Source organism: Saccharopolyspora rectivirgula DSM 43747, from assembly GCF_000497205.1.
Classification (GTDB): domain Bacteria; phylum Actinomycetota; class Actinomycetes; order Mycobacteriales; family Pseudonocardiaceae; genus Saccharopolyspora; species Saccharopolyspora rectivirgula.
The window spans coordinates 23437-36340 of the sequence record NZ_AYJW01000010.1; the positions used below are offsets into that span (position 1 = coordinate 23437).

10 protein-coding genes are annotated in these 12904 nt (G+C 71.5%); 7 read left to right on the forward strand and 3 right to left on the reverse strand.

The window, feature by feature from the left end:
* Positions 1-341 precede the first annotated feature (341 nt).
* Positions 342-2303, reverse strand: coding sequence for a M48 family metallopeptidase (locus SREC43747_RS0104740; protein WP_029720001.1), 1962 nt, complete (start codon positions 2301-2303; stop codon positions 342-344).
* Between the two features lie 62 nt (positions 2304-2365).
* Positions 2366-3592, reverse strand: coding sequence for a molybdopterin molybdotransferase MoeA (moeA, locus tag SREC43747_RS0104745; protein WP_236623032.1), 1227 nt, complete (start codon positions 3590-3592; stop codon positions 2366-2368).
* 108 nt (positions 3593-3700) lie between these two features.
* On the opposite strand from moeA, the gene SREC43747_RS0104750 reads away from it, so the two are divergent.
* The 5 genes from SREC43747_RS0104750 (at position 3701) to SREC43747_RS0104770 (ending at position 10142) form a co-directional block, all read left to right on the forward strand.
* On the forward strand, positions 3701-4393 hold the full coding sequence (locus SREC43747_RS0104750; RefSeq protein ID WP_029720004.1) for a TIGR00266 family protein: 693 nt from the start codon (positions 3701-3703) through the stop codon (positions 4391-4393).
* A 150-nt stretch (positions 4394-4543) separates the two neighbouring features.
* Positions 4544-4747 carry a cold-shock protein gene (locus SREC43747_RS0104755; RefSeq protein WP_029720005.1) on the forward strand — a complete coding sequence of 68 codons (204 nt, stop codon included), beginning with the start codon at positions 4544-4546 and terminating at the stop codon, positions 4745-4747.
* A 132-nt stretch (positions 4748-4879) separates the two neighbouring features.
* Positions 4880-6028 (forward strand): serine/threonine-protein kinase, encoded by a 1149-nt coding sequence (locus SREC43747_RS0104760; RefSeq protein WP_029720006.1) that lies wholly within the window; start codon positions 4880-4882, stop codon positions 6026-6028.
* Positions 6029-6365: 337 nt separating this feature from the next.
* Positions 6366-7994, forward strand: a complete 1629-nt coding sequence (gene groL / locus SREC43747_RS0104765; protein ID WP_029720007.1) for a chaperonin GroEL — start codon at positions 6366-6368, stop codon at positions 7992-7994.
* A gap of 147 nt (positions 7995-8141) precedes the next feature.
* A complete protein-coding gene (locus SREC43747_RS0104770; RefSeq protein WP_037331358.1) occupies positions 8142-10142 on the forward strand; it encodes a glycoside hydrolase family 84 protein in 2001 nt (666 codons plus the stop codon).
* A 3-nt stretch (positions 10143-10145) separates the two neighbouring features.
* Here the strand turns inward: SREC43747_RS0104770 and SREC43747_RS0104775 are convergent, their stop codons facing one another.
* Positions 10146-10703: a suppressor of fused domain protein gene (locus SREC43747_RS0104775; RefSeq protein WP_029720009.1), complete on the reverse strand. Its 558-nt coding sequence runs from the start codon at positions 10701-10703 to the stop codon at positions 10146-10148.
* Between the two features lie 148 nt (positions 10704-10851).
* On the opposite strand from SREC43747_RS0104775, the gene SREC43747_RS0104780 reads away from it, so the two are divergent.
* Together SREC43747_RS0104780 and SREC43747_RS0104785 are read left to right on the forward strand one after the other, a co-directional pair.
* A complete protein-coding gene (locus SREC43747_RS0104780; RefSeq protein WP_029720010.1) occupies positions 10852-11739 on the forward strand; it encodes an AAA family ATPase in 888 nt (295 codons plus the stop codon).
* Between the two features lie 15 nt (positions 11740-11754).
* A complete protein-coding gene (locus SREC43747_RS0104785) occupies positions 11755-12882 on the forward strand; it encodes a vWA domain-containing protein (protein ID WP_029720011.1) in 1128 nt (375 codons plus the stop codon).
* Positions 12883-12904 lie beyond the last annotated feature (22 nt).

Sequence of the window (12904 nt, forward strand, 5' to 3'; positions counted from 1 at the left end):
ACCGGGAGCGACCGCTACCGGAACTCCACCGGGGTCCGGACGAGCCGAGGGCGGGACCTGCGCCCCCGAACGCGCGAGTCCCGCCCTCGGCTTGCGACCGCAAGGCGACTCCCCGTTGACGCCACGCGATCGCTCCGCCAGGTCCGTGCGCCCCCCGACGGCACACGGCCCCTCGGATTCCGCACCAGCAGTTGCGCGGATGCGGATGTCATGTGCTGTTCTCCTCGCGATGTGTCACGCGACCCCCAGTGTAATTGAGTTCACATGGGGCAAGTAGCTGCCATCGGAGGACCTTGGGTGAGGCAAATATCACTTTCCGTGTCCGCTCGGTGGCGTGGTCCTCACTCCGCGGCGTCTTCGCCGCTGACGGACAGGCGAGCCCCCATCAACTCCCCGATGCCCCCGTACGGGTCACCGTGCTCCATGGCGTCCGGGCAACTGCGCAGCTCGAGCTCGGCCACCCCGTCCTCGTCGGCCTCCGCGCCCGCCTCGGCGACCTCAGACACGGCGTACTCGTCCAGGTAGAGCTCGACGCGCAGGGACCAGTTGCCGCTGCGCTGCTCCAACCGGGCCGCGGCGATGTCCCGGGTGTCGGCCCACTGCGCGCCCGGGCGCTGCCGCGCCTCCTCGATCGGCTCCTGGGCCAGCTCCCGCAGCTTCTCCCGCTCCGCCTGGCTCAGCCAGCCCAGCGCCCCGGCGGCCAGCCGCCGGACGGTGCTCACCGCGCTCGGCAGCAACAGCAGTCCGCGGTCGGTGACCAGCAGGTCGTAGGTCCCCCCGGAGCACCGCACCGGGCTGATGATCCCGGCCAGGACCGGTTCCGGATCGGCCGCCGGCGGGCGGGAGTGGTTCAACGGCACCCCCAGGTCCACCAGCGCCCGGTGCAGCCCCGGGACCAACCGGGGATCGCACACCGCCGGCCGCACCAGGCGGTCCGGATCCAGCAACCTGCCGTTGGCCAGCCGCACCACGGACTTGCCGCCCCAGTTGAGCTCGTGGTGCGCCCGGCGAGCGCAGATCAGCGCGTCGACCACGGCCGCCCCCAGCAGTTCGGTGAGCGTGTCGACCGCGGCCTGCTCCACCCGGTCCGGGTCCAGCCCCGGATTGAGCACCGGGTTGACCAGGTTCCTCCCGTCGCCGTGGTGGATCGCGGCCAGCACCCCGCCGATCGTCGGATCGATCGGCAGCCCGCTCTGCGCCACCGCCGCGCTGAGCTGGGCCGTTTGGCCGGCCACCTGCTCCGCACCGGCCAGCCGGGCCAGCTCCGGCCACGGGATCCGCGGGCCGAGTCCCTCCACCAGCAGCTCGTCCTCGATGGCCGGCACGCTGCTGCGCGGATCGTGCAGCAGGGAGAACGCGGGCTGCTCGTCGACCTGCTGCTCCTTGGCCTTCACCCGCTTGAGCGCGGCCACGCGCTGCTGCGCGCTCGGCCGCCCGTCGGCCGGTGGCTGCTCATCGCTGATCTTCTGCTTGACCAGCTCGCTCAGCTGCGGGCGACGGGCCGGGTGCTCCATGAAGGATTTGAACCCGAGCAGCACGTCGGGGGTGCGGCTGACCGCGGAAGCCATGCTCAGGTACTCGTCGGAGTACTCCCGCCAGCCGATCTTGATCGCCACCGCCTTACGCAGCGCGGTGATCGCCGGGCGCTTGCCGGCGGTCCGGGCCGCCACGGCATCGGCGAGGAACCTGCCCTGCGGGAACTCCCCGGCCGTCGCCGCGTACATCCGGGCGTACCCGCCGAACAGCCACTTCGTCGGTCCGCTGGGCAGCTCCCGGAGCGCGTGCTGCACGCTGCCGGCGATCCGCTCCGCCGCCGGGGCCAGCCCGCGCTCGGCGGACAGCAGCCCCACTTCTTGGGCGAGCACCGCCCGCAGCTCGCTGACGTTGAGCGCGGCCAGCAGCGGCAGTCCGATCTCCAGGCAGCGGCTCCGGGGGCGCAGGCCGAGCAGGACGGAGTCCTCCCGCACCGCGACCGCCGGCTCCGAGGTGATCCGGACCTCGTCGAAGTCCGGGGCGTCCGCGGCCGCGCAGACCGAGTCCACCAGTTCCCACAGGGCCTTGTGCTCACCGCGCTCCACCGGGACACCGCGGAAGCGCTGCCGCGGGCGCAGCACCGCCCGCAGCCCCACGGCGAACAGCGCGGCGACCACCACCGCGGCCAGTGCCGCCTCCACCCCGCTGCCGGGGGAATAGCGGAAGGTGAACAGGGCGATCGCCAGCAGTCCCAGGACTACTGCGATCGGCAGGGCGAAGAAACCGATGTGCAACGCCAGCGCCACAGCGGCGCGCCAGGGGCCACGCAACTTCGTACTACTCCGGTCGGGGGTCGGATGCGGGTGCAGTTTGCTGTCAGCGCGACTTCAGGTCAATCCAGCAGCACGACGTTCACCTCCGAGCTGGCTCGCAGTTCGGTGGTGTTCTCCGGGACGTCCAGCAAGCAGTTCGCCCCGGCCAGCGCGGACAGCAGGTGCGAACCGGGACCGCCCTGCAGCCGCACCGTCCGGTCGCGCGGATCGACCAGGCCACGGCGGAACTGGCGCTTGCCCGCCGGCGAGGACAACGGTTCGGTGAGCACCGCCGTCATCCGCGGCCGGTCGGCGCACCGGTGCCCCGCGGCAGCCCGCAGCGCCGGCCGCACCAGCACCTCGAAGGAAACCATCGCGCTCACCGGGTTGCCGGGGAGGGTGACCACCGCGGGGCCCCCGCGGTAGCGGCCGCAGCCCTGCGGCATGCCCGGTTGCATGGCGACCTTGACGAACTCCACCCCGGTACCGGTGAGGGCGTCCTTGACCACCTCGTAGGCCCCGGCGCTGACCCCGCCCGAGGTGATGATCAGGTCGGTGTCCGCCACGTGCGGTTCCAGCGCCGCGTGGAACTGGTCGACGTCGTCCGGGACGAACCGCAGCAGCTCGGCCGAGCCCCCGGCCCGGCGGACCGCGGCGGCCAGCATCAGGCCGTTCGACTCGTAGATCTGCCCCGGCCGCAGCGGTTGACCGGGCGCCACCAGTTCCGAACCGGTGGACAGCACCAGCACCCGCGGTGGCCGGTGCACCCGCAGTTCCCCGGCCCCGACGGCGGCGGCGACTCCCAGCTGGGCCGGGCCCAGGGTGGTGCCCGCGGTCAACACCGCGCTGCCGGTCCGCACGTCCTCCCCGGCGCGGCGGATGTGCGCCCCGAGGCGAGGAGCGGCCGTGATGCTCACCTGCTCGGTGCCGGCGTCGGTCTGCTCGACCGGGACCACCGAGTCGGCCCCGGGAGGGACCTGGGCGCCGGTCATGATCCGGTGCGCGGTGCCCGGCTCCAGGGGCGGCACCTCGACCCGCCCGGCGGGGACGTCCGCCCGCACCGGCAGGGTCACCGGGGTGTCCGGGCCGGCGCCGGCCAGGTCCGCCGCGCGCACCGCGTACCCGTCCATCGCGGAGTTGTCGAACGGGGGCAGTGGCACGGGGGCTGTCAGGTCGTCGGCGAGGGCCAGGCCGAGGCACTGCTCCAGCGGGCGCGTTTCCACCGGTGTCGGGGAGAGCAGCTCGGCGAGCTTGTCCTGGTACTCGGTCACCGGCAGCAAGCCGGGCGCACTGGTTGGGTTCGGCACGCCCCCGATCATCTGTCATACCCCGGCCGTCTGTCGTCACCCGGCGGGCAACGGCCCGCGCCCCGGCCGTGGGAAACTCTCCGATGCGCTGATCGAGGAGGTGCCCTGGTGCAGGTTCGGACTCGCCACACGCCGTCGTTCGGAGTGGCCAGGTTGGTGCTGGCCCCGGGAGAGCCCGTGCAGGTCGAATCGGGTGCGATGCTGGCCACCAGCTACGGGGTCCAGATGGAGGCCCGCGCGCAGGGCGGGCTGCTCAAGTCGCTGGCCCGGGCCGCGCTGGGAGGCGAGTCGTTCTACGTGGTGACCTACACCGCGCCGCAGCAGGGCGGCTGGGTGGACGTGGCGCCGAACCTGCCCGGCGACGTGACGGTCGTCGAGCTCGACGGCCGCGTCGGCTGGTGCTTGACCAAGGGGTCGTGGTTGGCGTCGGCGAGCACCGTGCAGATGGAGTCCCGGTGGGGCGGTTTCCAGAACCTCTTCGGCGGGGAAGGCGGCTTCCTCACCCACCTCACCGGCCAGGGGCCGGTGGTGGCGGCGTGCTACGGCGCGCTGGACGTGCTGAACCTGCAGCCGGGGGAGTACGTCACGGTGGACAGCGGGCACGTGGTGGGTTACGCCGACACCGTGCAGAGCCGGCTGCGGCAGGCCGGGCAGGGGGTCGTGCAGTCGCTGAAGACCGGGGAAGGACTGGTCTTCGACTTCGCCGGGCCGGGACAGGTGCTGGTGCAGACCCGCAACCCGCGGGCGTTGATCACCTGGTTGCAGGCCAACGGCTTGGGGGGACAGCAGCAGCGGCGGTGACTCAGGGTGGCGTCCTATTGCCCCGTTCGGTCCAAGATTTCGCGGAAAAGTTGCATTGCTGAACAGGGGACTGCCGCCGGTTTCTCCGGTAGCGTGGCCGTTGCTCCAGCGACGTTCGACGTCGTGCATCGCTTTTTTGAGGAGGACGCCGTGGCGGTCGGCACGGTCAAGTGGTTTAACTCGGAGAAGGGCTACGGGTTCATCGCGGCTGACGGTGGATCCGACGTGTTCGTTCACTACTCCGCCATCAACATGCCTGGTTTTCGGACTCTTTCCGAAGGCGATCGGGTCGAGTTCGAAGTGAAGGCGGGACGGGACGGCCGTACCCAGGCAGACGGCGTCCGCAAGCTGTAACCGAACTTGAGCGAGCGGCTCGGTCCCCCCCCCCCCGGGGGCCGGGCCGCTCGTGCTGTTGGTGCCGGCCTGCCGTGATTCCTACGCCTGACCGGAAGACGATCGTGATCTAGGAACGCTAGGCTGCCAGCCGTGTCGGATGACCTCACCGGACGCCGTCTAGGCCACTACAAGATCGAAGGCGTGCTCGGACGCGGCGGCATGAGCGTGATGTACCGCGCCACCGACGTCCGGCTCGGCCGGAAGGTGGCGTTGAAGGTGATGGGGGAGCACATCACCAACGACGCCGAGTTCCGCGAGCGCTTCGTGGACGAGGCGCGGAACACCTCGGCCATCGACCACGCCAACATCGTGCCGCTGTACGACTTCGGCGAGGTCGACGGCATGCTCTACATCGCGATGCGGCTGGTGGAGGGCTCCGACCTGGCCAGCCTCATCAAGGACGGCCCGATCTCCCCGAAGCGCACCCTGGAGCTGTTGGCGCAGGTCGCCGAAGCGCTGGACATGCTGCACCAGCGGGGGCTGGTGCACCTGGACTTGAAACCGGCGAACGTGCTGGTCACCACCAAGGAGTCGGCCGGCGAGCACGTCTACCTGGCGGACTTCGGGCTCACCCGCCGCGGCGCCACCGGGCACCGCACCAGCAGCGGGGACTTCCTCGGCTCGCCCACCTACGCGGCCCCCGAGCACCTGCGCGGGGAACCGGTGGACGGGCGCACCGACCTCTACGCCCTGGCCTGCATGCTGTTCTCCTGCCTGACCGGGCGGCCGCCGTTCCAGGGGGACGTGCAGGAGGTCATCCACGGCCACCTGAACCTGGAACCGCCCGCGGTGACCTCCCTGGTGGTGCTGCCGCCGGCGATCGACGAGGTGCTGCGCCGCGGCATGGCCAAGAACCCCGAGCAGCGGTTCGCCACCTGCAAGGAGCTGATCGACGCCGCGCGCTCCGCGCTGGGCCCGGCGTTGGGGGACGCGCCGCCGGTCGCGCAGCGCCCGGGAGCACCGATGGCCACCCCGCCGGCGGGCTACCCGCAGCAGGCCGCGCCCCGGCCCCAGCCCCAACCGGCCGGCTACCCGCAGCCGGCGTTCCCGCCGCAGGGGCCTCCGCAGGGACCGCCGCAGCCCAACCCGATGCGGCTGCGGCCGCCGGTGCCGGCCCGGTCGGCGCCGTTCAGCGGGCAGCGGGGCGGTCAGACGCGCTGGTTGGTGCTGACCCTGATCGGTGTGACGCTGCTGGTGGTCATCGTCTTGTTCGTTGTGATGGCCACCTCGCTGGGGTAGCCCTGCGGGTGTTGGGCCGGATCGTCCCGCGCTGCGCCCACCAGGCCCGCGAGCCGGGTACGGCGGCTGCTGACCTGCTCGGTTCGCTGTTCGCGGCAGGGGTCGCCGCCCCCGGGGGGCAGCTTGCACTCTCAGGGTGAGAGTGCTAAAACCGGGGTTGGCACTCAGCAGGGGTGAGTGCCAGGTCGGGACGGTGAGGCCGTTCGCGGCGACGCCGTAGGGGTGGTGTCGCCGGTCGGTCGTCCGTCGCGGGCACCGAGCCTGGCCGAGCACGAGTCCTGCCGCGCGGGGCGCAATCGCCTCCGCGGCGTCCAGACAGGTGGAGGACCACACCGCAATGGCCAAGATGATCGCGTTCGACGAGGACGCCCGCCGTGGACTTGAGCGCGGCATGAACACCCTCGCCGACGCCGTCAAGGTGACGCTCGGCCCGAAGGGCCGCAACGTCGTGCTCGAGAAGAAGTGGGGCGCGCCGACCATCACCAACGACGGTGTCTCCATCGCCAAGGAGATCGAGCTCGAGGACCCGTGGGAGAAGATCGGGGCCGAGCTGGTCAAGGAAGTGGCGAAGAAGACCGACGACGTCGCCGGTGACGGCACCACCACCGCCACCGTGCTGGCGCAGGCGCTGGTTCGCGAGGGTCTGCGCAATGTCGCGGCAGGCGCTAGCCCGATCGCGCTGAAGCGTGGCATCGAGAAGGCCACCGAGGCGATCTCCGAGCAGCTGCTGAAGAGCGCCAAGGAGATCGAGACCAAGGACCAGATCGCGGCCACCGCTGCGATCTCCGCCGGCGACCGGCAGATCGGCGAGCTGATCGCCGAGGCCATGGACAAGGTCGGCAAGGAAGGCGTCATCACCGTCGAGGAGAGCAACACCTTCGGCCTGGAGCTGGAGCTCACCGAAGGTATGCGCTTCGACAAGGGCTACATCTCGCCCTACTTCGTCACCGACTCGGAGCGGATGGAAGCGGTCCTGGAGGACCCCTACATCCTGCTGCTGAGCTCCAAGGTTTCCAACGTCAAGGACCTTCTCCCGCTGCTCGAGAAGGTCATGCAGGCCAACAAGCCGCTGCTGATCATCGCCGAGGACGTCGAGGGCGAGGCGCTGGCCACCCTGGTCGTCAACAAGATCCGCGGCACCTTCAAGTCCGTCGCCGTCAAGGCTCCGGGCTTCGGTGACCGCCGCAAGGCGATGCTGCAGGACATGGCCATCCTGACCGGCGGCCAGGTCATCAGCGAAGAGGTCGGTCTGAAGCTGGAGAACGCCGACCTGAACCTGCTGGGCAAGGCCCGCAAGGTCGTCGTCACCAAGGACGAGACCACCATCGTCGAGGGCGCTGGCGACGAGGAGCAGATCGCCGGCCGCGTCAACGAGATCCGCGCCGAGATCGAGCGCTCCGACTCCGACTACGACCGCGAGAAGCTGCAGGAGCGGCTGGCCAAGCTGGCCGGCGGCGTGGCCGTCATCAAGGCCGGTGCCGCCACCGAGGTCGAGCTCAAGGAGCGCAAGCACCGCATCGAGGACGCGGTCCGCAACGCCAAGGCCGCCGTCGAGGAGGGCGTCCTGGCTGGTGGTGGCGTGGCGCTGCTGCAGGCCGCTCAGTCCGCCTTCGAGAGCCTGAAGCTGGAGGGCGACGAGGCCACCGGTGCCAACAGCGTCAAGCTGGCCGTTGAGGCCCCGTTGAAGCAGATCGCCGTCAACGCCGGCCTCGAGGGCGGCGTCGTCGCGGAGAAGGTCAAGACCCTGCCCGCCGGCACCGGTCTGAACGCCGCGACCGGCGAGTACGAGGACCTGCTGGAGGCCGGCATCATCGACCCGGCCAAGGTCACCCGCTCGGCGCTGCAGAACGCCGCTTCCATCGCCGGCCTGTTCCTGACCACCGAGGCCGTGGTCGCCGACAAGCCGGAGAAGGAGAAGGCCGGCGCTGCCGACCCGACCGGTGGCATGGGCGGCATGGACTTCTGATCCACTCCGCCATCCGCGGTTTTCGACGAGGGGCTGTCCTGCGGGGCAGCCCCTCGTTCTGCTGTACCGGCGTCGGGTCCCGCGACTTCCGCGGCACAGGTGTGATCTCCTGGTTGCAACACGAGTCCACGTGAGGAGTTGCGGGGCATGTTCATCCATGGCCGAAAGCGGTGGTTCGCGGCGCTGGTCGGTTTGGCGTTGAGCCTGGTGTTGGTCGGGTGCACCAACACCCCTCCGCAGGGGTCGGACCCGGACGCCGCTCCACCGTCACCTCAGGAACTCGGCTTGCCGCAGGTGACCCCCCAGCCGCAGCGGATGGAGCGGATGGGCGAGGACGTCGCCGTGGAGGGCAAGGTCGAGCTGGTCGTGGACCCGCTGGTGGACGAACCCACCCGCGAACTGGCCGCCGAGGTGCTCCGGATGGCCGGGGCTTCCGAAGTGGTGGTGCGCGAACCCGGGCCGCCGGCCGAAGACGCGACCTTGCTGGTGCGCGTCGGCAAGAAGTCCGCGCCGGGCGTGCTGAAGCGCCTGCAGGGCACGGGGCTGAAGACCCCCACCCCGTTCCCGGACGAGGGCTACGTGCTCGCCGTCAAGGACGACGAGCCGGTCGTCGTCATCGGTGCCGAGGACCCCGCCGGCGCCTACTACGGGGTGCAGACGCTGCGGCAGCTGGCTTCCCCCGGCAAGATCGCCGGGGCCGGGATCGTGGACTACCCGTCGCTGCCGCTGCGCGGCGCCATCGAGGGCTTCTACGGTCCGCCGTGGACCCACCAGGAGCGGATGGACCAGTTGGCGTTCTACGGCGACGTCAAGATGAACACCTACATCTACGCGCCGAAGGACGACCCGTACCACCGGGAGCGCTGGCGGGAACCGTACCCGCCGGAGGAGCTCGCCGAGATCCGGGAGCTGATCGGGCAGGCGCAGGCCCACCACGTCAGGTTCACGTTCGCGCTCTCCCCGGGCGCCTCGATCTGCTACAGCGATCCGGCCGAGGTGGACGCGCTGACGGCCAAGCTCCAGGCCATGTACGACGAGGGGGTGCGGGACTTCTCCGTCCCGCTGGACGACATCTCCTACACCCGGTGGAACTGCGCGCAGGACCAGCAGGTCTACGGCGGACCGTCGCAGGAGGCCGCCGGGCGGGCGCACGCCGACCTGCTGAACCGGGTGCAGCAGCAGTTCGTCGACGCCCACCCGGACGTCGCGCCGCTGCAGACCGTGTCCACCGAGTACTCCGATGTGGACGATTCGCCGTACAAGCGGGTCATCCGGGAGCAGTTGGACCCGCGGGTCCTGGTGATGTGGACCGGGGACGGCGTCATCCCCCGGCAGATCACGGTCGCCGACGCGGAGAAGGCCAACCAGGTGTGGGGCCGGGAAGTGTTCTTGTGGGACAACTACCCGGTCAACGACTTCGACGGCTCGGTGGGGCGGCTGATGCTCGGGCCGTACGACAAGCGGGAGCCCGGGCTCGGCGAAACCTTCTCCGGCGTGGTGGTCAACCCGATGAACCAGGCCTCGGCGAGCAAGGTGGTGGAGATCGGGGCCGCCGACTTCAGCTGGAACGACGAGGCGTTCGACCCGCAGCGGGCCTGGCGGGAAGCGGCCCGCTACCTGGCCGGGGACCGGTTCGCCGGCCAACCGGGGCTGGAGGCCGATCCGGCCGTGGTGGAGGCCCTGCTGGCGTTCTTCGACCTGGAGCACATGGCCCCGCTGGCCAACGGCCAGCCGTGGCTGCCCCCGGCGCCGGGACTCGCGCAGCGCATCGAGGACTTCCGGGCCCAGTGGTCCAGCGGGGACCGGGCCGGTGCGGTGCAGCGGCTCCGCGAGCACGCGCAGCTGATCAGCGAGGCCCCGGAGCGGATCCGCAGCGGCGCCGAGCCCGCGTTCGCCCAGGACGCCGATCCGTGGCTGTCGGCCACCGACCTGTGGGGCGATGCGCTGCTGGTCACGCTGGACGCGCTGCAGGCGCGGGCGGACGGCGACGAGCCGCGGGCCGCCGACCTGTTCGCCCGGGCCCAGCAGCTCGCCGGCCAGGCGCAGCAGATCCGCACTTCGCCCACCGAGGTGCGGCCGCAGGGGCCGGTGCGGGTGGCCGACGGGGTGCTCGACGAGTTCGTCGCCGAGGCCCCGCAGCTGCGGTGACGCTCAGGCCACCGAGGGGCGGAAGATGTCCCGCAGGTCCACGCCCGCTTCTTCCCAGCGGTCGTAGAGGGCGTCCCGCCCCTGCCGGGCCACCAGCTGCGCCTCGCCGCGGCTGATCGGCACCAGGGTGATCAGCTGCAGCACCGGTTCGCCGGCGTCGTCGAGCAGGATGTCGAACTCGTCGTCCAGGTAGGGGTGCGGGGCGGCGAGCGCGCCGCTGATCTCGGTGTCCGGCAGCAGGATCCGGTCGTTCATGATCAGCGCCCCGTAGCCGACCCGGCTCTGGGTTTCGGTGAGCAGCTCGGCGATCACCGCGGTGAGGTGGCGGGCGTACTTCTCCTGCTCGGACCGCAGCGTGCAGATCAGTTCCTGCGGGAGCGGTGCGCCCGCGGTGTAGTCCCGCAGCCCGCTGGTCAGCACCGACACGTGGGTGCGGTCGGGGTGGTCGCAGTACACCAGGTAGTAGCCGCGGTCCCGGTCGCCGGCCCGGTTGCTGTCGGCGCCCCGCACCCGGCCGACGTACTGCTCCACGTGCGCGGGAAATCCACTGAATCGGCTCATCGGACCCTAATCGCGAAGAAGTCCCCGGTCACCGCTGCGGGGAATGGAGTGGTCGTTCGGCTGGATCTTACGCAGCGGCCGGCAGCCGCTCACCGGGCGGCGCTGCGAATGATCCCCTCCCGCCGGGGTGTTCCCTTACGCTCTCGGCATGGCGGTGGACGAATTGCGCGACCTGAAATCCCCGGCCGAAGTGGCGGATGCGCTCAACGAGGTCGGTTACCTGCCGGACGAGGGGATCGCCACCGCGGCGTTCCTGGCCGTGCGGATGCGCCGGCCGCTGCTGTGCGAAGGCGAGCCCGGCACCGGCAAGACCGCGTTGGCGCACGCGCTGTCCAGCGCGCTCGGGCTGCAGCTGATCCGGTTGCAGTGCCACGAGGGCATCGACGCCGCGCAGGCGCTCTACGACTGGGACTTCCCCCGTCAGCTGCTCCACCTGCGCACCTTGGAGGCGGCTTCCGGTGGGCAGCTCGACGCGGCCAGCGCGGAGTCGTCGCTGTACACCGAGCGGTTCCTGCTGGCCCGGCCGCTGCTGCGGGCGCTGCAGGAAGCGCCGTGCGTGCTGCTGGTCGACGAGATCGACCGCGCCGACGACGAGTTCGAAGCGTTCCTGCTGGAGGTGCTGTCCGAATTCACCGTCACCATCCCGGAGTACGGGGTGGTGCGGGCGCCCGAACCGCCGATCGTCGTGCTGACCTCCAACCGCACCCGGGAGGTGCACGACGCCCTCAAGCGCCGCTGCCTCTACCACTGGCTGGAGCACCCCAGCTTGAGCCGGGAAGTCGCGATCCTCTGCCGCCGCCTGCCCGGTTTGGACCGCGAGCTCGCCGAGCAGGTCGCGGCCGCGGTGCAGCGGATGCGGCAGCTGGAGCTGTTGAAGCCGCCCGGGGTGGCCGAGGCGTTGGACTGGGCGCAGGCCCTGATGGCCCTGGGGCGCGACGAGTTGGACACCGAGGTGGCGGCGACGACCCTCGGCGCGGTCCTGAAGTACCGGGAGGACGCCGAGCGGGTGCGCGCCGCCGGGGTGCTCGACGGGTGAGGAGACGGGGGACCGATGACGCACACCCTCACCGGGCTGGTCGGGTTCGCCCGCGCGCTGCGGCACTCCGGCATGGCGTGCGGCCCCACCCGGGTGCAGAACTTCCTGGCCGCTGTCGAGCAGGTGGGGATCGGGGACCGGGAGGCGCTGTACTGGGCGGGGCGGTTGACGCTGTGCTCCGATCCGGACGACATCCCCCGCTACGACACCGCGTTCCGCGCCTGGTTCGGCGGTTCGATCCGACCGGCCGCCGTGGTGGAGCAGCCCACCCCGCGGCCGACCACGATCGCGTCGCTGGGGCAGTCCGCCGAGGGCGAGCAGCAGGAGGCCGACCAGCCGCTGTCGGCGGCGGCCAGTGACACGGAGGTGCTGCGCCGGCGGGACCTCGGGGAGCTCACCGCGCCGGAGCGGGAGCACTTGCGCCGGATGTTGAGCTCGCTGCGGCTGGATCCGCCGACCCGCCCGGCGCTGCGGCGGAAGCCGGACAAGCGCGGCGCGCTGCACCCGCGGGGCGTGCTGCGGGCAATGGTGCGCTCCGGGGGCGAACCGGTGCGGCTGCTGCGCCACCGCAAGTCCCGCCGGCCCCGCCGGGTGGTGCTGCTGGTGGACGTCTCCGGTTCGATGAGCCCGTACGCGGACGCGCTGCTGCGGTTCGCGCACGTGGTGGTGCGCCGCTCCCCGGCCAGCACCGAGGTGTTCACCTTGGGCACCCGGATGACGCGGGTGAGCCGGCAGCTGCGGCAGCGGGACCCGGAGCGGGCGCTGGCCGCGGCGGCCCGCGCGGTCCCGGACTTCTCCGGGGGCACCCGGCTGGGCGAGACGCTCCGCGCGTTCTTGGACCGCTGGGGGCAGCGGGGCGTGGCCCGGGGCGCGGTGGTGGTGCTGTTCTCCGACGGCTGGGAGCGCGGGGACGCGTCGTTGCTGGCCGAGCAGATGCAGCGGTTGCGCCGGTTGAGCCGGGCGGTGATCTGGGCGAATCCGCACGCCGGGCACGAGGGGTACCAGCCGGTGCAGTCCGGGATCGTGGCGGCGATGCCGCACGTCGACCGGATGGTGGCGGGGCACAGCTTGCGGGCGTTGGAAGACATCTGGTCGTGGGTGCGGCGTTTGGCGCACTCTGGAAGTGCCAGCGGTTTTGGCTGAAACTGACGGCACCTTGATCGAG

Excerpts from the sequence above, each read along its gene's own strand:
- SREC43747_RS0104785 (WP_029720011.1), top strand. The coding sequence starts at position 11,755 with ATGACGCACACCCTCACCGGGCTGGTCGGGTTCGCCCGCGCGCTGCGG.
- SREC43747_RS0104775 (WP_029720009.1), bottom strand. The coding sequence starts at position 10,703 with ATGAGCCGATTCAGTGGATTTCCCGCGCACGTGGAGCAGTACGTCGGC.
- groL (WP_029720007.1), top strand. The coding sequence starts at position 6,366 with ATGGCCAAGATGATCGCGTTCGACGAGGACGCCCGCCGTGGACTTGAG.
- SREC43747_RS0104770 (WP_037331358.1), top strand. The coding sequence starts at position 8,142 with ATGTTCATCCATGGCCGAAAGCGGTGGTTCGCGGCGCTGGTCGGTTTG.
- SREC43747_RS0104780 (WP_029720010.1), top strand. The coding sequence starts at position 10,852 with ATGGCGGTGGACGAATTGCGCGACCTGAAATCCCCGGCCGAAGTGGCG.